This window comes from Mesorhizobium sp. M1E.F.Ca.ET.045.02.1.1 (genome assembly GCF_003952485.1).
Taxonomy (GTDB): domain Bacteria; phylum Pseudomonadota; class Alphaproteobacteria; order Rhizobiales; family Rhizobiaceae; genus Mesorhizobium.
This window is the reverse complement of the sequence record NZ_CP034447.1, coordinates 6225264-6246374: the sequence shown is the minus strand read 5'-3', so window position 1 is coordinate 6246374 and position 21111 is coordinate 6225264. Positions and strand designations below refer to the sequence as shown.

Here is a 21111-nt window from a genome sequence, read left to right as displayed (position 1 = left end):
GAGCGGCATCTACCTCTCCGCGAATGCACGCGCGAACGAATCCAGCATCGGTCGCACGAGGTACTCGAAGAAAGTCCGGTCGCCGGTGCTGATGAAGGCCTCGACCGGCGTTCCGGGATAGAGCTGCTCGGGCTTGACGCCGGGCGGCAGGGCGTCGGCGATCCTCAGCTTGGCGCGGAAATAGGGTTCGTGCGTGGTTTGATCGACCAGCCGGTCGGCGGAGATCTCCATCACCGTGGCTGACACCTCGGGCGTCAGCCGCATGTTGAGCGCCGACAGCCTGAGCTTCGCCTTCTGGCCGACGCGCACCTGGTCGATGTCCTTCGGCCGCAGCTTGGCATCGACGTTGAGGCCCGATGCCGTGGGCAGGATCTCCATGATCTTCTCGCCCGGCGCGATCACGCTGCCCTTCGAATTATAGGTCGACGACACCACGATGCCCGCTGCCGGCGCCTTGATCGTCGTGCGCTGAAGCACCGCTTCGGCCGCACGCATCTGTTCCGCGATGTCGGCGAGATGGGTGCGGACCTCGTCGAGCTTGGTCAGCGCCTCTTCCACGCGCTGCGTGGTCAAGCGCTCGACTTGCACCTGGGCTTCGACGATCTGGGTGTTGACCGCGGCGAGGTTCGCTTCCATCGCGCCGGCCTGGCCGACGAGATCGGCCTCGCTGCGCAGAAGCTGCGAATATTCGGTGCGGTTGGTTAGGCCTTTGTCCAAGAGGCCGGTCTTGATGCCGAGCTCCTTCTTCACGATATCGGTCTGCTGCTCGATGGCGAGTTTCTGGGCGTTCAGGCCCGCGACCGACTCGCGATGCATAGCGACCCGCTGCGCCATGATCGACTGTTCGGAGCGGAAGCGGGCGAGTCTCGCGTCGAATTCCTTCTGCTGCTCGCGGATGAGATTCTCGAAATCCTGCTGGAACGGCGCGGGTGCCGCCTCGGTGATCGGCGCCAGCCTGTCCAGTCCGTCGCGCTCCGCCCCCAGCCGCGCCGCGGTTGCCTTGAGCGCGATCGACTGCCTCGTCAGCCGGTTGAGCTCGGCCTGCGCCGCCGTTCGGTCGAGGAGGATGAGGTCCTCGCCCTGCCGCACGCGGTCGCCCTCGTGGACCAGCAGTTGCTCGACGATGCCGCCCTCGGGCTGCTGGATCAGGATGTTGCCGCCGGTCGCCGAGATCGTGCCTGGAGTGATCACCGCGCCGGACAGCGGCGCGCTGGCCGCCCAATAGCCGAAGCAACCCACCAGCAGCGCTGTTGCCGCGTATCCGGTAAACGCCACGCGCCTTATGTCGGTGCGTGGTTCCCAGGCAAGGCTCTCGGCGCTCATCGTCTATGATCCGAGGCGGACATTGTGGGGGGTGCCGCGGATCATCGTTGCGAATGATCCGGTCACCACAGTGTTCCGTTGTGCGCCCCTGTCGGCGCCCTTGTCGGTGAGGGGCCGCCGCAACACCTCGCCGCTCGGGCCGAATGCTTCGATCGCGCCGCCGCGCAAAAGCATCACGCGGTCGCAGGCCGCGGCGATGGAAGGGCGATGCGTGATCACGATCACGGTGACGCCGGCGGCCCGCGCCGCGACAAGCACCGCTTCGAGCGCCGCTTCACCGCTGCCGTCGAGATGGGAACTGGGTTCGTCGAGGACGAGAATGCGCGGATTGCCGTAGAAGGCGCGCGCCAGCCCGATCCGCTGGCGTTCGCCGCCCGACAGCCTGTCCGAAGGGCCGATCACGGTCTGGTAGCCGTCGCGCAGCGTCAGGATCAGCTCATGCGCTTCCGCGCGCCTGGCCGCCTCGACGATCGCGGCGTCCTCCGCGTTCGGGTCGAAGCGGGCGACATTGTCGCCGATCGATCCGGGAAACAGCTCCACCTCTTGCGCCAGGTAGCCGATCTTTCTGCCGAGCTGGTTTTCGTCCCAGCTCCTGAGGTCGGCGCCGTCGACCCTGACGGTGCCGCCGGTCGGCTGGGCAGCGCCGACAAGCAGCCGCGCCAGCGTGGATTTGCCGGCGCCGCTCGGGCCGACGATCGCCACCGCCTCGCCGGCGCCGATTTGGAAATTCAGCCGCTTGAGGATGGGTTCGGTGCCTGGCTGGGCATTCGGCGCCATGAAGAAAAGGTCCTGCACGGCAATCGCGCCTAACGGATCGGGCAGGGCGAGCCTGCGCGATTGCGCCGGCTGCGCCGCGAGCGACCTTTCCAGCCGTGTCCACGCTCGACGGGCATCGGCGATCTGGCGCCAGGCGCCGATGAGCTGGTCGAGCGGCTGCAGCGCACGCGACGACACCAGCGAGGAGGCGAAGATCATGCCGGCCGTCATCTGCCCCTCGACCACCAGCCACGCACCGGCGCCGAGGATCGCGAGCTGCAGCATCATGCGCAGCGCCCGCGAGGCGCCGCTGAAGATCGCGTTGGCGCTCGCGGAGCGATCGTGCAGGATGAGCGCTTCGCCGACGTACCGCCCCCAGACCCGCGCGGCGTTGTCGACCATGCCCATGGCGCGCAGCGTTTCGGCATTGCGGGCAAAGACCTGTTCCGCCTGGGCAGCCAAAGCCGAACGTTCCACCGACAAGGCATCGTTTCGGCCGATGGCAAGCTGGTTCGCCACGACCAGGAGAACCAGCAGCACCGTGCCGGCGAGCGTCACCCAGAACAGGACGGGATGGATGAGATAGAGCAGGGCGAGGAAGACCGGAGCGAAGGGCAGGTCGAACAACACCGCCACGCCGCGCGACCGGATGAAGGCGCAGACCGAAGCGAGGTCGCGCAGCGGCGACAGGCCGCCCGCATGTTTAGCGGCAAGCGAAAGGGCGAACGTTCCGGCACCCAGCTTTCGGTCGACGGTCGCAGCGACGCGATGCGTGTAGATGGCGCGCACCGCATCGAGGAAGCCGAGGAAGGCGAGAGCCAGCACCGCGATGAGCGAGAGGTAAAACAGCGTCTCGATGCTGGAGGACGGCAGCACGCGATCATAGACCTGGAGCAGGTAGAGCGGGATTACCAACAGCAGGATGTTGATCAGCACAGAGAAGGCGCCGACATCGGCGATGGCGCGCAGAAAGACCGGCCGCAGGCCCGACGGTCGAGTCATTTGCCCATTCCCGGCCGCTGCATGATCGCGCCTTAGGCGTGGCCCCCGAACTCGGAACCGCCGTGCAGCGTGCTGCTGGCGATACTGTACGTGGCTATGCTCTGGGTGGTCTGAGTGGTGGTACTGCTGCTGGTGACGTTCAGCGCGGTCGCCGGCGCGCTGTCGAGCGTGTAGGCGTGGACATAGTCGATCTTCATCTGAGCCGGGGTCGCCAGATGATCCGGCGGCGCGCCGGCCTGACCGCCGACCGCGAGGTCGACCAGCATATACATGGGCTTGTTCATGTCGGACGGCGTCGCCACTTCCGCCACCTGCACGCCATCATAGGTCCAGACAAGCTTGTCCGGCGTCCATAAGAGGCCATAGGTGTGGAAGCCTTGGGTATCCATAACGTTCACCGTCGACCCGACCTTGGTGTGCGTGCCCGTCTCATTGGTGTGCGCGGTCATCAGAAGCGAGTTCGGGCTTTGGCCGTACATTTCCACCACGTCCAGCTCCGGCGGCCACGAGCCGTCCTCCGGCAGCAGCCAGAAGGCCGGCCAGGCGCCGGCGTTTTCGGGCAGGTCGGCGCGCATTTCGAAATAGCCGTAGGTCTGCGAGAAGGAGTCGTGCGTCGTCAGGAGCCCGGAGGTGTATTCGTAGTTGTTGATCAGCGGCTTGATGTCAGCCGGTGTCTGCGCTGCGGTGATGGTGAGAACGCCGTTGTTCACGCTGAACGGGTGGACCGAGCTCGTCGGGGCGTAATTGGCGTCGATATACCACTGCAGCTCGTTGTTCTGGGTGAGCGTGCTGCCGTTCGGCGCGCCCCACCAGAAGTTGGTGTCCCAGGTGCCGCCTTGGCTATTGTGAAGGTTCAGCGTGTTGAACTCGTCGCCGAAGGACAGCGTCATGTGCGATTTGTCGATCGGCAGCTCGAACTGGCTGGGCTGCAGCTTGTCGATGGTCGTGTCCTTGAACTCGAGGATCTCACCGGATCCGAGGTTCAGGATCACGTTCGATCCCGCCTGAACCATGTTAGAGTGAATTGCGTCGAAGGAAGTGAACCCATAGCCATCGAGGCGGACAGTGTCGGTCGCTGCAAAATTGGCGATCAGGTCGCTTCCGTTGCCGTTCTTGATGATGAACGTGTCGTAGCCGCCGCCGCCGTCGATCAGAACATCGTTTCCCACGCCGCCGTCCAGCGTCTGGTGGTCGGCCTTAGCGGTGATGATGTTGTCCAGCGCATTTCCGAACGCATAGCGATTGGCGGTGGTGACGATGAGGTTCTCGACGTTGTTCGGGAGCGTATAGCTCATCCAGGTGCTGATCGTGTCGATGCCTGCCCCATAGCCCTCGGCCACCTTGTTGCCCGCGGCATAGAGGTAATAGATGTCGTCGCCGTAGCTACCGTGCATGGTGACATTGACACCGGAGGCTCCATAGAAGGTGTCATTGCCGGAGGTGCCCCACAAGTCCGGCCCAGACCCAGATGCCGAGAACCAATGGGTGGATGTGCCGCTATAGGGAAGAGGAACGCCTACTGCGTTGACGATGGAGGTCATCGGACAATCTCTCCGTGCTGCCTGGCTCCTGGAACACGCTATGCAGGTTCCGTCGACCGCTTCCAAAAAACTTCTAATTCAAATGATAGTTCCAAGGAATAACCATATAGTACAGAGGAAACTTTCCTTTGGATCGATTAATTCTTCAGAATAGATAGAATAAGGATTTGCTAATACAATTTAGGCGTGAAGTCTGGTTAATTTTATACAATAGTGATGAATTTCTGCCGACTGGTTAGGCAGTCTGCCGCGGATGAACGCATTTGTTGCGGCGCGGCGCTCTCACCCGGGGCGGCGGTTCGAATCAGCGGACGGATAGCGCAGTGACGGACCGTCGTCGGCTCAAAGCTTTCCCATCGCGATCGACTTCAGGAATGCCGCCGCAAGCCCCTTGGCCACCGCTTCGTCGAATCCCGCTTCGCGCATGGTCTCGATTGCCGCGGCGGTGGTGCCGCGATAGCCGAGGAAGGCTTCCACCGTGTCGGCCGGCGAGGCGTCGTTGAGCTTCAGCAGCCGGCCGGTGCCGGTAAGCACGGTGTTGACGGCGCGTCGCGCTACATCGGGCGAGAGGCCGAAGGCAACCGCGTCGCGCATCATCGCGTCCGCCAGCAGGGCAGGGAAGGCGGGGCCCGATCCTGTCAGGCCGGTGAGGTAGTCGATGTCGCGCTCCGTCGCCACCTCGTCCTCAACGCCGCAGGCATCGAAGATCGCGCGCACGGTTGCGCGGTCCACCTCGGTGGTGTCGCCGCTCGCGATCCATGGCGTATAGGATTTGCCGACCTCGGCCGCCGCGTTGGGCAGTGTGCGCGCCACCCGGCGCGTGCCGTGCTTCTCGCCGATCTCGGCCAGTCTTATGCCGGCCATCACCGAAATCACCAGCTTGCCCTTGGCGTCCAGCTCGAGCGACGGCCAACCCTGCGGCCGCACCGAAAGCATGATGACGTCGGAGCGGTCGGCGAGCGCCTGGTTGTCATCGGTCCAGAACGCGCCCGAAAAACGGTCCGGTTTGGCGCTCCGATAGGACAGCGCAAGGTCTTCCACCCGCACCACGCCGGCCGCAAGTGCAGCACCCGCAATGGCACCGCCCAGCCAGCCGGCGCCGCCGACGATGCCGAGCTTGAATGAAGCGCTCATCCTTGCCTCCTCGCCGAAAACCGCAGGGTAGCGGAGGCAGGTCGCTATTCAAGCACTCAATACCCCCGCATCAGCCCGCCATCGACGCGGATGTTCTCGCCGGTGATGTAGGCCGCGCCGTCCGACGCGAGGAACGAGATCGTCGCCGCCACTTCCTCCGACGTGCCGTAGCGCTTCATCGGCACGCTCTGGCGGCGTTCCTCGACAGCGGGCAGGCTGTCGATCCAGCCCGGCAGCACGTTGTTGATGCGGATGTTGTCGGGCGCATAGGTGTCGGCGAAGATCTTGGTGAAGGCGGCGAGCCCGGCACGCGCCACCGCCGAGGTCGGGAAGGCAACGCTCGGCTCGAACGCCCAGGCGGTCGAGATGTTGATGATCGCGCCGCCCTTCTGCTTCTGCATCACCGGCGTCACCAGCCGGGTCGGGCGCACGACGTTGAGGAAATAGGTGTCGATCCCCTTGTGCCAGTCGTCGTCGCTGATCTCGATGATCTGCGCGCGCGGTCCGTGGCCGGCGCTGTTGACCAGGACGTCGATGCGACCCCAGCGTTCCAGCGCACCGTCGGTGAGACGCTTCAGGTCATCGTTCGACTGGTTGGAGCCGGTGACGCCGAAGCCGCCGAGCTCGTTGCCCAGCGCCTCGCCCTTGCCGGAGGAGGAGAGCACGCCGACCTTGAAGCCGTCCGCCGCCAGCCGCTTCGCCGCCGCCGCGCCCATGCCGCTGCCGCCCGCCGTCACCAGAGCCACTTTTTCGTCTGCCATGTCGCTGTCCATCCTGATTTTTGGGCCGTTGTCGAAAGCACTTCAGTTAGCATGGACCTGGGCAGGCACGAACCGGTTTGGATTGCGCCAACGCGGATGGGGTTGGCGAAAGCGGCGGAGCGTGCAATCTCCCCCCTCGAGGGGGAGATGGCCGGCAGGCAGAGGGGGTCGTCTCACATAGATCGCCAACCTCATCTGGCCTCGCAGAGGACGCCGGCGCTTCACGCGCTGCGACCCCCTCTGTCGCCTTCGGCGACATCTCCCCCGCAAGGGGGGAGATTGGCAGCTCGCGCGCCCCGCGCTCAAACCTTGAACCCACTCATCAGCGCCTTTGATATCACCGCGCAGCGCCCCGGCTGCACGTCGCCCGCCTGCAGCGGCACGCCCTTGCCGGCCGGCACGGCCGGCTCGTACCAGGCGCGCAGCGCCTGGTCGCTGGCGCAATAGCCCCAGTTCACCAGATCGACGGTCTCCTTGGCTCCAAGGAAGTGCAGCGAGGTGCCGATATCGGCGGGCGCGATTGCCGCGGTCTGCACGAAGGTCGGCTCGACCACGTCCGGCTTGCTGGCGATCGACCAGTAGACGCCACGCGTGGCGGCATAGTCGGGCCGCGTGGCGTCATCGGGCAAGCCCTGATCGTCGGCGTCCTTGGCCGCCTGGAAACGCGCGACAAGATCGCGCCGCCGCAGCGACCGCACCTGGTTGTCGGTGGTGTCGAGCACCCGCGTCAATTGCGAGATCCAGTTCCAGTAGCCGGAGCCCGACGCCTGCCAGGGCGCGCCGGCATCGCTGACCAGCAGCCAGCGGCAGCGCTTCAGCGCCGGCTCGATGCCGTGATTGTCATAGACCCCGCCATCGGTGAGCACGGCGCGGCCGGCCGGGACCGGCGGGCCGACGCTCGCGTCGAGCTTGTCGTTCTCCCACTCGAATTGCGTGAGGTCGAGCCTGAGCGGCGACAGGAACGGCGGGAAGGCGGACGACGCCGCGACCGCGGTCGCGACCGGCAGGTCCGCATGCTTGGCCATGCCGATCCGGTAATCGGCAATGTAGCGGTTCGACATGCGAAACAGCGAGCCGGTGCTGAGGTTGCTCGAGCAGAACACGAACCAGGGACGTCCGCTCAGGCCCTTAAGCATCGGTCTCGAGCCATCGAACAGATGGCGCTCGTGGCAGGCGGCGACTTCGCGCGCGGCGCTCGAAAACGGATTGAGGATGCCCATGAGGATCGAGGGTGCGTCGAGGAAGACTTGCGAGAAGGCGAGTATTTTTTCCAGGTAAAGCGCGCGGAAGTTGGTTGCGACGCCGTTGGCGAAGGTCAGGCGCGGCCAGAGAACGGCCAGCAGCCCGGCGGCGATCGAGCCGCCCGAGACCGAGCTCACCATGTCGATTTTCTGAAGCAGGCCTGCCTCGTTCAGCCGGCAAAGCACGCCGGCATGGAATAGCATGGCGCGGTAGCCGCCGCCCGACAGGCAGAGGCCGAGATCGTAATGCTCGACCTTGTCTTCATCCGCATCCGGTGATGATCCGGCCGGAATCGGCTCCATCGCGGCCCCCCTCTGCCTGTCCATCCGGCGCATTCGAGCTCGGCTTTGCTCAATCCAGCCCAGCGCAGCCATTCTGGCAAGCGGTGGAAACGCGTAACTTCACAGATTGGAAATCGAGCCGCATGCCGGCCGGGACATGCTGTCGCGGCCGGCGTAGGACCGTTGCGATCGGTACTACTGATTGATCTCGGGCTCGACGAGCCTCGCCAGGTTCTTGAGCGACTCCTGCCAGCCGAGATAGCAGGCTTCGGCCGGAATGGCGTCCGGAATGCCCGCCTGAGTGATCTCCATCTCCGTGCCGACCGAGACTTTGTTCAACGTCACGGTCACCTGCATCTCGCCCGGCAGGTTGGGATCGTCGAACTTGTCCGTGTAGCGCACGAGCTCGCCCGGGACGAGCTCGACATAGTCGCCGCCGAAGGCGTGGCTCTCGCCCGTGGTGAAGTTGCGGAAGGACATTTTGAACTTGCCGCCGACCTTTGCCTCGAAGTGATGGACGCTGCAGGTGAAGCCGTTGGGCGGAAGCCACTTCGCCAGCGCGTCCGCCTCGATGAAGGCGCGGTAGACTTTCTCGGGCTTGGTAGCCAGGACGCGATGCAGGCGGATGGTGCTGGGCATATCGTTTCTCCTGTTGATTGCCGGTCTATGCTCCTATGACGAACGGGGCCTGGCCAGCCCGACATCGACGGAGAAGTTTTTTTGGACGCGTTTGCGGACTTCACGTCTCCTTCTCCGCCAATTCGCGTAAAGATGGGCGGCAACATCGCCATCGATGAGGGCCTGCATGGTGGAGCTTCATGACGGCCGCGCCCGGCTGGTTCTAGCGCCGGAAAGGGGCGCGGCCATCGCGCGCTACGACGCGCTGGTGATCGGCGGCGCGCTGGTTCCGCTGCTGAAGCCGGGAGACGGCACCGGCACGTCCGGCTGTCAGCTGCTGGTGCCGTGGTCGAACCGCATCTCCGGCGGCGGCTTCACCTTCGACGGCCGCTTCCATGCCGTCGAGCCGAACGTTCCGGGCGAAGCCTTTCCGATCCATGGCGACGGTTTCCAGAAACCGTGGCGGCTTGCTCGGCATACGGCAATCGAGGCCGAACTGGTGCTCGACGATGGCGCGATCGGGCCTTACCGTTATGCGGCGTCGATCACCTACGCGCTGCGCGACGGCACGTTGGACGCGCGGCTGACGGTGGAGAACCGCGCCGGCATTCGCCTGCCTTACGGCCTCGGTTTCCATCCCTGGTTCCCGCGCGGCGACACAACCCTGCTGAAAGCAAGGGCAAAGCGCGTCTGGCTGGAGGACGAGCGCCATTTGCCTGTCGGCGTCGTGCCGGTGAGCGAGCGTCCGGGCTGGGATTTCGACCGTCCCATCCCGCTGCCGCTGGAGTGGGTGAACAACGCCTTCGACGGATGGGACCGTCGCGCCTCGATCGTGCAGATGGAGGAGGGGATCAAGATTTCGCTTACCGCCTCGCCGGAGCTTGCCGTTTACATCCTCTATTCGCCGTCACCCGATGCCGGCTTCTTCTGCTTCGAGCCGGTGTCGCACACCGTCGATGCGCATCACGGCGAGGGGCTGACGGTGCTCGAACATGGGGCGACGATGAGCGCCGGCATGAGCCTGGATTGGAAAATTGCGGAAACCGATTGAGGGCGCGCCAGCGGCGGAGCGAAATCTCCCCCCTCGAGGGGGAGATGGCCGGCAGGCCAGAGGGGGTCGTCTCACATAAACGCCGCCCTCACTTTCGTCGCGCAAGCGCCGGCGCTTCACGCGCGGCGACCCCCTCTGTCGCCTTCGGCGACATCTCCCCCTCAAGGGGGGAGATTACCCGCCCCATTCTCATAGCTCCTTCTCGGCCAGTTCCCTGAATTCATCCGGCACCGAGCGCGCGGCTTCCAGCGCCACGGTGCCGTAGCCGACGGCCTCTTTGCCGAAGCGCTGGCGGATCTTGTCGATGGCGCGGTCGGCGCCGAAGCGGGCCAAGCCTTTGCGACTGCCGGGCCTCAGCTTCTCATCCGCCAGGCCGAGCGGCAGTTCAAGCTGCAGCTCGGCATGCTCCTCCAGATGCGAGACCGAGATTGCGAGCAGCGAAATTTCCCTTTCGCCCGGATGGGCGGCGAGCACGCCGCGCACCAGCTCCTCGGCGATTTCGGCGAGCATCGTCGTCGCCTGTATTGGCTGCTCCAACGTCACCGAGCGGGTGACCGCGCGCATGTCGCGGAAGCGCACGCGCACCGTCACCGTGCGGCCGGGCCGGGCTTTGGCACGCAACCGGCTGGCGACGCGGTCGGCGAGATGCAAGAGCGTCGGCACGAAGACGTGTGGCAGGGCGGGCTTGCGGCCAAGCGCCGACTGCGCGCCTGCGGAATGCGCCCGCCTGTGCGTCTCCAGCCGGCGCGGATCGCGGTTCCAAGCAAGGGCAGCAAGCTTCTGGCCTGCGGCGTGGCCGATCAGCCGCTCCAGCGCGCCGCTGTGGGTGCGCGCCAATTGCCCGATGGTCTCGACGCCGATCTCGGCCAGCCGCGCTTTCGTCACCGGGCCGACGCCCCACATCAGCGACACCGGCAAATCGTGCAGGAAGGCGAGTTCGGTGCCGGGCTCGACCACCACCAGCCCGTCGGGCTTCGCCACCTGTGAGGCGATCTTGGCGAGGTGTTTCGTGCGCGCCACGCCGATCGAGATCGGCAGGCCGAGCTCGCTCTTCACGCGGCTGCGGATTTTTCTGGCGATCTCCTCCGGCGGCCCGAACAGATGCGTGCAGCCGGCGACGTCGGCAAAGGCCTCGTCGATCGAGATGCGCTCGACCAGCGGCGTGAAATCGTCGAGCACCTTGATCGCGGCATCGCCGAGGCGCTGGAACTCGCTGAACCGCCCGCCGACGAAGATGAGCTGCGGGCAAAGCTCGCGCGCCTTGCGGCCGGGCATGCCGCCGCGCACGCCGAAGACCTTCGCCTCATAGGAGGCGGCCAGCACCACGCCGCCGCCAACCGCGATTGGTTTGCCGCGCAGCGACGGGTCGAGCAACTGCTCGACCGAGGCGTAGAAGGCGTCGAGATCGGCATGCAGGATGGTGGCGGCATCCATGGCGGGCATCGCGCGCTTCCGTTCCCATCGTGCGGCGTTGCAGCATTAGCTGCATCTTTTGTAAGGGATGTTTGCCAAACAAAAAGAGAACAAAAGAGGTCTACTGTCAAGCCGCCACGCCAAACCGTGCAAACCTCCACAATCCGGCGCAACCGGAAGGTTTGTGCGGTTGCGGTGGTAATCTCTCCTTGAGGGGCAATGGCCGCGAAGCGGCCAGAGGGCTTGTCTCGCGTTGAGCGCCAACTTTCGCGCCAAATGGCGTCTCGCGACGACCCTCTGTTCTACGGCGACACCTCAAGGAGGGAGATTGGCAGTGCCATCTTATGCCGGCTTGGCGTATTGCTCGGCGCTGAGCACCTCGATGCACTGGAACGGCTGATTGCCTTCCACCCAGGCGTCGTGGCCGGGCGGAATGGTGTAGGACGTGCCGGCCTCGAAGGCCTTCTGCGTCCCGTCGTTCATGCGCACGGTGATCGTTCCGGACACGACGTAGCCGACATGCGAGACCTGGCAGCTATCGGTCTTGACCACCGGTTTCACGCATTCCGACCACTTCCAGCCCGGCTGCATGTTCAGCCGCCCGAGCGTGAAGCCCGGCAGCCGCACGATTTCGACACGTGTCTTGGCGGGCGAGCGAACCTCGTCGGGATTGTTGTGCGACTTGGATTCGAGTTTGGTGACGTTCATTGGAGCTTCGGCCATGGCATCCCCCCATATTCCATGAGTCCAAGCGGAACCTGACGCCGCGATCGTCGGCGACCGCTGTCCGATTCATACGCCTTTCAATCCGGGATTGCTAATTTAAATGCAAAGACAAGCAGTCGCGGCCCGGGAAAAAAGGCCCGCGTCTTCCGAGGAAGCGCGCGGGCCGAAGCTGGAGTAGCCTTTTAATCAACGCGTTCGCCGGCCAACTGGTTGCGCCTGCCCGCGCGGCCAGGGCGGGACCGGGAGGCGAATGGCCCGGCCCTGGGGCTGCGGTCCCTCGCGCCGGCGGGACTGAGGTCCCACCTTGCAGCGCAGAGGCCCGAATGGCGGATTTCTTGAAACAAGTGCGGCGGCAGTTCATTGGCTCGGAGGCCGTCGAAAAAAGTCCCTTCATCGGCGGCTGACGGAGCGCCCGCCATTTCCTGCGATGTGGCGGGCAGCTCCACAGCAATTCCAGGAAAAGTGCGTAGCGGTTTTCCGTCCGGAATTGCGACGAACAAACAGAGCAATTCCAGGAAAAGTGCGTAGCGGTTTTCCGTCCGGAATTGCGACGAACAAACAGAGCAATTCCAGGAAAAGTGCGTAGCGATTTTCCGTCCGGAATTGCGTACAGCAAATGGTTAGAGCAGTTGAGCGAACTACCCCAGGGAGATATCCGTGCAGCCCGGCGAGTTATCGCGAACCTATTCGTCGGCCTTCTGCTGGCAGCAGTGACCGCAGGCATCTTCCTCGTCTTCGGCAGGCCGCTCTGGCCGGAGCGACGGGCGCAGATGGTCATCCTGCTTCCGGTCGATCCGACCCGACCGGATCCGCGCGCGGCGCCTGCTTCGAGCCTTGCCTGCCGCCCCGCTTCGATCTCAGCCGCGCGCCGCGGAGACCGCCGTCCAGTTCGTGAGCTGGAACCCGATCGTGCATCCCGCCGTTGATTGCTTCGAAGGGATGGCGCTGGCGGAGGCCGTCATGGACAGTTTCGAACTCATCGATCTTCTTTGCATCGTCGACGCCTGCGCGAGCGATCGCTCGGCCGGGCGTCTTATCTCAATGTCGAAAGCCGTCGAGGAACTGCGCGTCTTGACCGGCGACTTCGTCTCGTCGGACGAGGCGGCTGCGAACGCCTTGAGCCAGGTGGCGCTGAAACGCGGTTGCGCGGTGCTCTTCGACGAACAGCCGGGCGCCGATATCGTGGGCGAGCTGTGATCTCCCCCGGAGGGGATATTGGCGCTCACTTCACCAGCTTGATCATCCTGCCGGCGTACATCTCGCGGTTGCCGAGTTCGGCCGCGCAGTCTGCCTTCACGGCCGAGGTTCCCGTCATCTGCACGATATTGCCGACCACCCGCAGGCAACTGCCTTGCGCATTCATGTCCGAATTGCCGGTATAGGTGATCGTCGCGTCGGGCGCATAGATGAAGCCGCTCACCACGGAACCCGCTCCGCCGTTCAGCGTCAGCGCCGAGGTGTTGCCGTGGTCCTGGAAGATGGTGATGCCGGCATAGGGACCGCTGGTCGGAGGCGAGAGGTTCACCTGCTCGTTGGCGTTGATGTAGAGCTGCGAGCCTTCCATCAGGAAGATCGTGACGCCCTGGCCGGTGAGGCTGCCGTTGCCGCCGGGCTTTATGGTGACGCCGCGCAGGATGTAGACGCCCGGCTCGAGTGTGATCTTTCCCGACCAGGTCTTGTCGCAATAGGTGCCGGGCGAGAGCGTGACCGTCTTGCCGTTGGGCATCGTCTGGCAGAGCCCGTAGGCGGGCGGGGTGACGTTGGCCAGCGGATCGAAGGACGCATACTGGTTTTCCTTCGGCGCGCCGCAGGAAAGGGTGGCATTGGGCGGCGTAAGCCCCGCTGTGGCGCCGACCGTCGAGACGCATCCGGCGCTGACTATGGCAGAGCCGCCCCGGTTGACGGCGTCGGCCGCGTCCGAATTGGCAGCGATCACGCAGCCGTCCATCGCGACGTTGGTCGAGCCCTGCAGGTCGACGGCGTTGTCGGCGTGTGGATCGAGCGCAAGCACGCACGCTTGCGCCCCGGGTTTGATCTCGACGGAGGCGGAGCGGATCGCCTGCCAGGCAGGCGCGCCGCTGATGAAAGCCGGGCGGCTGATGCTGGACGACAGTGAAATGGTATAGGCGCTCGGATCGCCGCTGGCAGTGACCTGGAAGGCGTCGACGCTGCCCGAATATTCCTGCGCGTCGGCGGCGCTCATGTTGGCCGCGAAGAACATCTGGCCGAGCTGCCGCATGTCGCCGGCCGACATCTGCGGCTGGTATTTCGTGCCCACGGCAAGTCCGGCGGCGTCCAGCGAGTTCTGCAGTTGCGCGGCGTCGTCGCTGGTGCCCACGAGATCGACCGCCCCGGCCACGGCAAGCATCAGCGGCACCATGGCGATCGCGGTCGCCACCGCGAAATTGCCGCGCGTCGAAGCCCAGAACTGTCGGATCATGGAAGCATCCCTCGCCGTATACGGCAGAGTGATAAGCCAGCCGTCTCTACGAGCGATTTCCGAAAAAGATAAAATGCAGAAAATGCTAAAATAACAGGTTTATCCGTAGGTTACGCCTTAAGTCTGACGATGCGTGGGACCTAAGTCCGAATGCTTGTGCCACTCAGTCGTAAGTGCGCCCTCTGCGGTCTGACCGGCGCAAGTCGAGCAAAAAAATTAGCCAATCGTTTATCGACAGGTGTTGAACGTGATAGCCGGGATAGCTTGGGTGCGCTCGGCCATGGCCACATTCGGTCGAATTTTCAGAGACTTCTTCTCCCGCCGCCTGCAAAGGGGCGAGGGCGGCAATGTTGCAATCGTCTTCGCGTTCACTCTGCCGATCGTCGTCGGCGGTGCGGGGCTCGGTGTCGAGACGTCCTACTGGTACTATTCGAGCCTGAAGCTGCAGGCGACGGCGGACGCCGCCGCCTATGCCGGCGCGCTGGAAAAGATCCAGGGATCCGACACCGGGGCGATCACCACGGCCGCCACCCAGTCGGCGACCGATAACGGCCTGGGCAATGGCTCCATCACCGTCCACACGCCGCCCACCTCGGGGCCGAACACGGCCAAGAAGGCGGTGGAGGTTATCCTCAACCAGAACCTGGATCGGATGTTCACCTCGATCTTCACGCAGAGCAAGGTGCCGGAGCAGGCGAGGGCGGTGGCGCTCATCACCGACGCCTCCAAGGCCTGTGTGCTGGCGCTCAGTGCCTCGGCCTCGCAGGCGGCGCTCTTCTCTGGCAGCACCAACGTGAAGCTCAGCGGCTGCTCCGTCATGTCGGATTCGATCGCCCCCGATGCCATCAAGGTCCAGGGATCGGCCGGACTCCAGGCCGACTGCCTGATCTCGGTCGGCGGCATTTCGCTTAGCAATGCGGTGGTGACTGACCCCGCGACCTGCAAGGCCCCGATCACCAATGCGCTGCCGGCTGCCGATCCGTTCTCCAGCGTACCTGCGCCCGCGGCCAGCGGCTCCTGTCTGAACGACAACAAGCCGACGCTGGGCCCAGGGACTTACTGCAATGGCATGAACCTCAAGGGCAATGTCACGCTGTCTCCCGGTGTCTATGTCCTCGAGGGCAATTTGAAGATCAACGCCGGCGCGGTCATCCAGGGCGACGGCGTGACCATCTACATGGCCGGCAGCAACACCGTCAGCATGAACGGCAACGCCACGGTGACGCTGAGCGCGCCGACCTCGGGCACCTATTCCGGGGTGCTGTTCTACGGCGACAGGACAGGGACCACGGCGCAAAGCACCTTCAACGGCACCGCGGACTCGCTTTTGACCGGTGCCATTTATTTTCCCAGGCAACAGGTCAACTATCTTGGCAACTTCTCGGGCGTGAACGGCTGCACCCAGGTCGTGGCCGACACCATCCAGTGGTCGGGCAATTCGACCATCAACCAGGATTGCACGAGCCTCGGGATGAAGGATATCCCGGCGGCGCCGTCGGTCGCGATCGTCGAGTAGCGGCATGGGACCCGCGATCTCATTCCGCAAGAACCGCTCAGGCGCCGCCGCGGTGGAATTCGCGCTCGTGCTGCCGGTGCTGTGCACGGCTCTGTTCGGCGTCGCCGACGGCTGGTCCTACGTCACCAGCTCGTTGAATATGCGGGCCGGCGTGAAGACGGCGGCGAATCTGGTGTTAGCCGGCTCCTCCGACGACAGCGCCACCCAAGCCGCCGCGCTCGCAAGCTGGGACAACAAGCCCACCGACGCCGCGGTCACGGTGAACCGCACCTACAAATGCGGAACGACCGTGGTTGACCAGGCGACCCTGTGCGCCGGACCGAAGCTAAACTCGATCTACGTCCAGATCCAGGCGTCGGGCACCTGGGTTCCGCCCTTTGCCTTCGGCCCTTTCCCAAACAACACCGCGCTCGGCCATCAGCAGGTGGTCCGTGTCCGCTAAAGCAATTCCAGGAAAAGTGCGCAGCGGTTTTCCGTCCGGAATTGCGCCTCGATACAGGCAAAAAGCGAGGGCGTTTGCCTGCAATGCCTCAGGCGGCGCCGCCATCGAGTTTGCGCTCATTGTGCCTTTCCTGGTCATGCTGCTCTTCGGCATCTTCGCCTTCGGCTGGTCGATGAATGCCGACTCCAGCGTCCGCTATGCGCTGGAGGCCTCCGCCCGCTCGCTGCAGCTCAACAACACGCTGACCCAGGCCGACATACAGACGATCGCGACGCAGAAGCTGCAGGCGCTTGGCTTGCAGAACGTGAACGTCACGATCACCACCGATCTGCCGAGCGGCGGCTTCTGCATGGCGCATGTGAACGCCAGCTATGCCTTCGTGATCAACTTCCCCTATTTCAGCGACTTCCCGATCAACTACGCGACCACGGTGAACGTGCCGCTGCTCAACAGCGTGAAAGGAGCTTGTCCTCAGTCATAGTCGGAACTGAATCGCCCGATTATGGATTCCGCCTGACCGAGTCCGATATCCAGGCGATCGCGACCAAGAAGCTGCAGGCGCTTGGCCTGAAGAATGTGAACGTCACGATCACCACCGATCCGCCGAGCGGCGGTTTCAAGATGGCGCAAGTGAGCGCCAGTTACGCCTTCGTCATCAATTTCCCCTATTTCAGCGACTACCCGATCAACTATTCGACGTCCGTCACCGTGCCGCTGATCGGCAGCTAGGGGAAATCCAGCGAGAGTATATAATGATATATACTGGCATCGGCTCGGGATGTCTGAAATCAAAACCGTTGGCGCGCCTCGCGCTCAAGTACTCCCGGTGCTAGTAGATGGCGTCCACAACCAGTGCGATATTTCTCCAAAAAAGCGCGGTATAACAAGGAGATGAAGCCCTCTGTGGACGCAGGCTGAGTGGGGCTGGGCCTATGGTCCGACGGGGTATGGGCCTTCATTGTTCCAGAGGGCCGATCTCGATTTGGGCCAAATATTATCGTGAGATTTCAATGGCTTAATGCATTCTCTAGGTTGGAGATGAAGGTATTTCCCAGGTCGCTCCCTTGCCGCGACTGATTTTGACTAAAAGTTACTCCAAGCCGTTAGGGAATTCTCATATGAGGCGATCTAGCGGTTGGGCATTGGTGGCGATCACCTGCGGAGAAACATTATGACGATCCGAAAGACACTTCTGGCCTCACTGGCCGTCCTGGCACTCGCGACTGCTCCGGCGCTTGCCGGCGCCGGCGGCAACGGTGGTGGCAATGGCGGTGGTCACGGCAACAGCGGCGACCACGGCGGCGGCAACGGTAAAGGCGGCGGCAACGGCGGCGGCAAGGGCAACAGTGGCGCAACGCACGGCAAGGCATCGGCTCCGGGCCAGTTGGCGAAGTCGCAGGACGACACGACCGACGACGTCACGGATGACACGCCCGCGACGCCGAAGGAAAAGAACCTGCATGCCAAGCTCGGCCGGCTGAACTCGCTGCAGCGCAACATCAACGCTTACATGAACTCCAAGAGCCCGAAGTTTGCGGCCATCCAGGCCTATGTGACTCAGGCGGCGGCAGCCAAGAACGCGCAAGCCGCGGTTGACGCGGCAACCCAGGCCGTGGCCGATGCCCAGGCCGCGCTCGACGACCTGAATGCGCAGATGACCGCGCTGCAGGCGGACCCGAACGCCACCCAAGAACAGATCGACGCTTTGCAGGGGCAGATCGATGACGCGACCACCGCGCTGAACGACGCCAACCAGGCACTCACCGATGCCCAGACGGAGGCTGCCAATACGCCCGCGCCGGACGACGCGACGTTGGACGCAGCCCTTGCCGACATGGCCAACAAGCCGGTCGACGCCGAAGTCACCGACTGGGCCAAGGGCGTGCTGGCCGACAAGATCGACCAGGCAGCCGCCGCGACGACGACGCCGTAAGGCGCGAAGCGGCAAACCTGCCAGAGGGTGAAACTGTCATGCCGCCGGGCCTCGCCCGGCGGCATTTTGTTTTGGCGGGCGCACGCCGGGCATGGTCGCGTGCCTTCGCGCCCCTCTGTTCCGCCAGCGCCTGAAACATTAGCGAGCTTGCTGGCTCCGCCCGGCACCGCCCGCGATCCACACCAAAATCCACAGCCGCTCCCTGCGCGTCGTGGCTAATATGCTTTGCAGCGTGTAGATTTAGCGGGTGAGGGTTTTTCAGGGCATTGGGAGGACAACAAAATGCCACGGGTTTCGGAACTTTTCTTCAAGACGGCCATCGTGTTTCTCATCCTCGGCATCGCCGCTGGGCTGCAGATGGCGATTTCGGGCGATCACGGCGCCTTCCCGGCGCATGCTCACATCAACCTTCTCGGATGGGTCACCAGCGCGATCTTCGGCGGCTACTATGCGCTCAATCCGGCCAAGGCCGAGCGCCGGATCGCCATGATCCACTACGGCCTCTATACGGTGGGCATCGTGATTATGCTGCCGGCGCTCTACTGGATGCTGGCGGGGGGCCATCCGGAGATCGAGCCGGTCGTGGCGATCGGCTCGCTGATCGTCGCTGCCGCCGTGCTTGTCTTTGCCTTCATTGTGTTCTCGGCTTCGCAGGCCGCCGTGCGCTCGGTCACAGCCGTCACCGCACGCTGACGTCGCGCCGGCAAGCGCGTCGCCTGAATCCGCTTTTGGGCGACGCGCTTTACGGCAGCAGGCTGGGGAACAGCCGTGAGATCAGCGTGTGGATAATGCCGTCCCGCTCGAACGGGCCGGGCAGCTTGGCGGGGCTGGCGTCTTGCTTCGTCTCGTGCGTCGAGCGGGCTTGGGTGAATACGAGCCACAGCACCGCCACGAAGTAGCCTGCCTGCAGCACCACGGCTGCCAGGAATGTCCAGCCGAGCGACGCCCAAGCCGATCCCGTGGCTGCATAGGTCCAACCGAGGATCACCAGGAGTGTTGCCGTCATTCCCACAAGAAACTGCGGAAAATACATTTGCCCAACCGAGCGCCGCGACCGCATGCGATCCTCGGCGACCTCGCCCATTGCTCTACCCATCCCGACCCTTGCACCTTTTCCGGGGTGACCGCAAGGCTGAACAATGCCTCAAACGAACCCCCGCGGCTAGGCCTTTCGGCCGATGCCCTGAGGGCATGTGGTCCGGGACTTCTGCTTTCAGGAACCAAGCCAGAGCCAATCCGTTCCCGATCGGCACATTGATCATGTTGGGTCAAGATGCCGAAATTCTACTTCGATACTCAGGAGGGGGACGACGTCCTGATTGACAGGGAGGGCCTCGATCTTCCCGACCTCGAGGCGGTCAAAGACGAGGTCGCTCTTGCCTTGGCTGATTTTGCGAGAGGCGTTCTGCCGGGCGCCCGCCGGCAGTTGACGATCAAGGTCCGGGACGCCCAGTCACGCCGCGTGCTCTCCACCGCGGTGATTTTCGATGTGAAGCCTCCCCCGTAATAATCGAGTCCCTGGGTCCGCTGCCGGCCACCGGCGGGGCCGCTGCAAGCTGTGGATTAACCAGAGCTCGCGGGGATGCTTGATGGCTCCCTCCACGCGTTGGCCGTAGACTATGGAAATGGGACCTGCAAACTTCGCCCAGGAACTGCTCTCGGCCGCCGATCGAACCGGCGAGATGTCTGGCTCTGATCTGAAGGCGCTGCTTCGCCGGGCCGCGCTCGTTCTCAGAAATGCGGGCGATCTGGGCATGGAAGCAGATATCGAGGAAGCCCTGGATGGGGCCGCGGCCGAGATGCGGGTTTCCAAAGCGCAGTTGCTGCAATCGATTGCCATGCAATGGCTGATCGCCAACTCGCATATTCCGTTATATAAAATGGACGACTGGGGCTAGGATTTCGGCCGGCCAATCCGGAAGTCAAACCGTTGGCGTGTTCTCCCGTCTGGCCCGATAGTCTCCTTCCCAGGGCAACGCCTCGAAATCCGGCTTGAATCCTCCTGCGCGATAGGCATTTTCGGTAATGTAAGTGCCCCTGGTTCCTTCCAGGACACAAGCGAACGGCGGGTCTCCTGGACATCGGTAGAGGCCGACAGCTTTCATCAAAACACCCATGCCGTTGCTGCTTGCTTTGCCGGTCCCGAGGCTTGCATGGGCATTTGCGACCGTCGCCATTCATTTTGATGACGGCGCCGGCAGGTCAAGTGCGGGGTTGAGCGGAATTCCGAGCCTCGGCTGCCGGTATCGGCACGCACCTCGGCGCAGATCTCACACCGGTCTTTCAGCACCAGTCACGCTCCTCGCCGTGACGAATGTCAGCAGAGCTCGTGAGACTGAAGTCCGGCGCGGCAAGGTATTGGTCCGGGCGCTGAAACATAACGCTCGCTGCCTCATTCGAATAGAGCTGGCGAGAGCGTTCCTTCATCGCCGGCGGAGCAGAGATGTCCGTCAGCCCAGGGTTTGGCGGGCATCTTGCAAGCCATGGGGAAGCTGGTGCCCATACCTGTCGAACTTAACAATGTTGATCTCAAATTCGAGTGTCCGCGCTGCAAGCACCCGATTGTCAGGAAAGGCTCGTGGTTCAAGGTGATCGCCAACTTCAGATGCCAGAACTGCAGCGAGAATGTTCGTCTCGGCTACCCTGACAAACTCGCCATATTCGAAAGACACAAGCGTCTGGCTCAACGGCTCTAACCAAAGTCGGGACTGCCCAATTCGATCGTGCCGCGGAGACGTCTGATCGTCCGAAAAGTCACGCCGCCGTGCCGAGCGGCGGAATTGCAACGGCAATTGGACAAGCCGCGCCGCATTCATGCGTTCGAGTACCATGAGTTGCACATCTGCCCCGACGGATGCACACTGCCGATGCCTGGCATTCAACTGTCGGACACGGCCCGGCCTGCGAAGTCCTGTGTCACCACGATAAGCAG

Annotated in this window: 22 protein-coding genes; 10 read left to right on the top strand and 12 right to left on the bottom strand. The window is 63.8% G+C overall.

From position 1 onward, the window contains the following. Nucleotides 1-9: 9 nt before the first annotated feature. From EJ070_RS30400 to EJ070_RS30370, 7 genes are all read right to left on the bottom strand, one after another. A complete protein-coding gene (locus EJ070_RS30400; protein ID WP_126094658.1) occupies nucleotides 10-1323 on the bottom strand; it encodes an HlyD family type I secretion periplasmic adaptor subunit in 1314 nt (437 codons plus the stop codon). 3 nt (nucleotides 1324-1326) lie between these two features. Then, entirely contained in the window at nucleotides 1327-3081 is a 1755-nt protein-coding gene (locus EJ070_RS30395) for a type I secretion system permease/ATPase (protein ID WP_126094657.1), read from the bottom strand. Between the two features lie 32 nt (nucleotides 3082-3113). After that, on the bottom strand, nucleotides 3114-4622 hold the full coding sequence (locus EJ070_RS30390; RefSeq protein ID WP_126094656.1) for a family 16 glycosylhydrolase: 1509 nt from the start codon (nucleotides 4620-4622) through the stop codon (nucleotides 3114-3116). A 342-nt stretch (nucleotides 4623-4964) separates the two neighbouring features. Beyond that, nucleotides 4965-5756 (bottom strand): pyrroline-5-carboxylate reductase dimerization domain-containing protein, encoded by a 792-nt coding sequence (locus tag EJ070_RS30385; RefSeq protein WP_126094655.1) that lies wholly within the window; start codon nucleotides 5754-5756, stop codon nucleotides 4965-4967. Between the two features lie 56 nt (nucleotides 5757-5812). Beyond that, on the bottom strand, nucleotides 5813-6517 hold the full coding sequence (locus EJ070_RS30380) for an SDR family oxidoreductase (RefSeq protein ID WP_126094654.1): 705 nt from the start codon (nucleotides 6515-6517) through the stop codon (nucleotides 5813-5815). Nucleotides 6518-6819: 302 nt separating this feature from the next. Then, nucleotides 6820-8061, bottom strand: coding sequence for a patatin-like phospholipase family protein (locus EJ070_RS30375; RefSeq protein WP_126094653.1), 1242 nt, complete (start codon nucleotides 8059-8061; stop codon nucleotides 6820-6822). 174 nt (nucleotides 8062-8235) lie between these two features. After that, the gene (locus EJ070_RS30370; RefSeq protein WP_126094652.1) at nucleotides 8236-8679 is read right to left on the bottom strand and encodes an SRPBCC family protein; all 444 of its coding nucleotides are present in this window, start codon (nucleotides 8677-8679) and stop codon (nucleotides 8236-8238) included. A 166-nt stretch (nucleotides 8680-8845) separates the two neighbouring features. Here EJ070_RS30370 and EJ070_RS30365 point away from each other — a divergent pair, with 166 nt between their 5' ends. Next, nucleotides 8846-9709 (top strand): aldose 1-epimerase, encoded by an 864-nt coding sequence (locus EJ070_RS30365; protein WP_245464718.1) that lies wholly within the window; start codon nucleotides 8846-8848, stop codon nucleotides 9707-9709. A 189-nt stretch (nucleotides 9710-9898) separates the two neighbouring features. Here EJ070_RS30365 and dinB read toward each other — a convergent pair whose 3' ends face one another. Beyond that, on the bottom strand, nucleotides 9899-11143 hold the full coding sequence (dinB, locus tag EJ070_RS30360) for a DNA polymerase IV (protein ID WP_126095969.1): 1245 nt from the start codon (nucleotides 11141-11143) through the stop codon (nucleotides 9899-9901). A gap of 321 nt (nucleotides 11144-11464) precedes the next feature. Further along, on the bottom strand, nucleotides 11465-11845 hold the full coding sequence (locus EJ070_RS30355; protein ID WP_126094650.1) for a cupin domain-containing protein: 381 nt from the start codon (nucleotides 11843-11845) through the stop codon (nucleotides 11465-11467). Between the two features lie 963 nt (nucleotides 11846-12808). Here EJ070_RS30355 and EJ070_RS30345 point away from each other — a divergent pair. Next, nucleotides 12809-13045 carry a hypothetical protein gene (locus EJ070_RS30345; RefSeq protein ID WP_126094649.1) on the top strand — a complete coding sequence of 79 codons (237 nt, stop codon included), beginning with the start codon at nucleotides 12809-12811 and terminating at the stop codon, nucleotides 13043-13045. 25 nt (nucleotides 13046-13070) lie between these two features. Here EJ070_RS30345 and EJ070_RS30340 read toward each other — a convergent pair whose 3' ends face one another. Further along, nucleotides 13071-14288 carry a TadE/TadG family type IV pilus assembly protein gene (locus tag EJ070_RS30340; protein WP_126094648.1) on the bottom strand — a complete coding sequence of 406 codons (1218 nt, stop codon included), beginning with the start codon at nucleotides 14286-14288 and terminating at the stop codon, nucleotides 13071-13073. Between the two features lie 280 nt (nucleotides 14289-14568). On the opposite strand from EJ070_RS30340, the gene EJ070_RS30335 reads away from it, so the two are divergent. The 6 genes from EJ070_RS30335 to EJ070_RS30305 all read left to right on the top strand — a co-directional run bounded on the left by EJ070_RS30335 (nucleotide 14569) and on the right by EJ070_RS30305 (nucleotide 18872). Further along, nucleotides 14569-15804: a pilus assembly protein TadG-related protein gene (locus EJ070_RS30335; protein WP_189350144.1), complete on the top strand. Its 1236-nt coding sequence runs from the start codon at nucleotides 14569-14571 to the stop codon at nucleotides 15802-15804. A 4-nt stretch (nucleotides 15805-15808) separates the two neighbouring features. Beyond that, a complete protein-coding gene (locus tag EJ070_RS30330; RefSeq protein WP_126094647.1) occupies nucleotides 15809-16246 on the top strand; it encodes a TadE/TadG family type IV pilus assembly protein in 438 nt (145 codons plus the stop codon). After that, nucleotides 16236-16727, top strand: a complete 492-nt coding sequence (locus tag EJ070_RS30325) for a TadE/TadG family type IV pilus assembly protein (protein ID WP_126094646.1) — start codon at nucleotides 16236-16238, stop codon at nucleotides 16725-16727. Before EJ070_RS30330 ends, EJ070_RS30325 begins: the two co-directional genes overlap by 11 nt. Then, nucleotides 16712-16975, top strand: a complete 264-nt coding sequence (locus tag EJ070_RS30320) for a hypothetical protein (RefSeq protein ID WP_245464716.1) — start codon at nucleotides 16712-16714, stop codon at nucleotides 16973-16975. The genes EJ070_RS30325 and EJ070_RS30320 overlap by 16 nt, the downstream gene beginning before the upstream one ends. Nucleotides 16976-17417: 442 nt before the next feature. After that, complete coding sequence (locus EJ070_RS30310) at nucleotides 17418-18179, top strand: hypothetical protein (protein ID WP_189350142.1); 762 nt, start codon at nucleotides 17418-17420, stop codon at nucleotides 18177-18179. 282 nt (nucleotides 18180-18461) lie between these two features. Further along, nucleotides 18462-18872 (top strand): hypothetical protein, encoded by a 411-nt coding sequence (locus tag EJ070_RS30305; protein WP_126094644.1) that lies wholly within the window; start codon nucleotides 18462-18464, stop codon nucleotides 18870-18872. A 49-nt stretch (nucleotides 18873-18921) separates the two neighbouring features. Here EJ070_RS30305 and EJ070_RS30300 read toward each other — a convergent pair whose 3' ends face one another. Continuing rightward, the gene (locus EJ070_RS30300) at nucleotides 18922-19263 is read right to left on the bottom strand and encodes an exopolysaccharide production repressor protein (protein ID WP_245464715.1); all 342 of its coding nucleotides are present in this window, start codon (nucleotides 19261-19263) and stop codon (nucleotides 18922-18924) included. Nucleotides 19264-19452: 189 nt separating this feature from the next. Between EJ070_RS30300 and EJ070_RS30295 the strand changes: the two genes are divergently transcribed. Together EJ070_RS30295 and EJ070_RS30290 are read left to right on the top strand one after the other, a co-directional pair. Further along, nucleotides 19453-19686, top strand: coding sequence for a hypothetical protein (locus EJ070_RS30295; protein ID WP_126094643.1), 234 nt, complete (start codon nucleotides 19453-19455; stop codon nucleotides 19684-19686). A gap of 118 nt (nucleotides 19687-19804) precedes the next feature. Continuing rightward, nucleotides 19805-20077 (top strand): hypothetical protein, encoded by a 273-nt coding sequence (locus EJ070_RS30290; RefSeq protein WP_126094642.1) that lies wholly within the window; start codon nucleotides 19805-19807, stop codon nucleotides 20075-20077. Between the two features lie 552 nt (nucleotides 20078-20629). Here EJ070_RS30290 and EJ070_RS36485 read toward each other — a convergent pair. Further along, nucleotides 20630-21010, bottom strand: coding sequence for a hypothetical protein (locus EJ070_RS36485; protein WP_189350140.1), 381 nt, complete (start codon nucleotides 21008-21010; stop codon nucleotides 20630-20632). Nucleotides 21011-21111 lie beyond the last annotated feature (101 nt).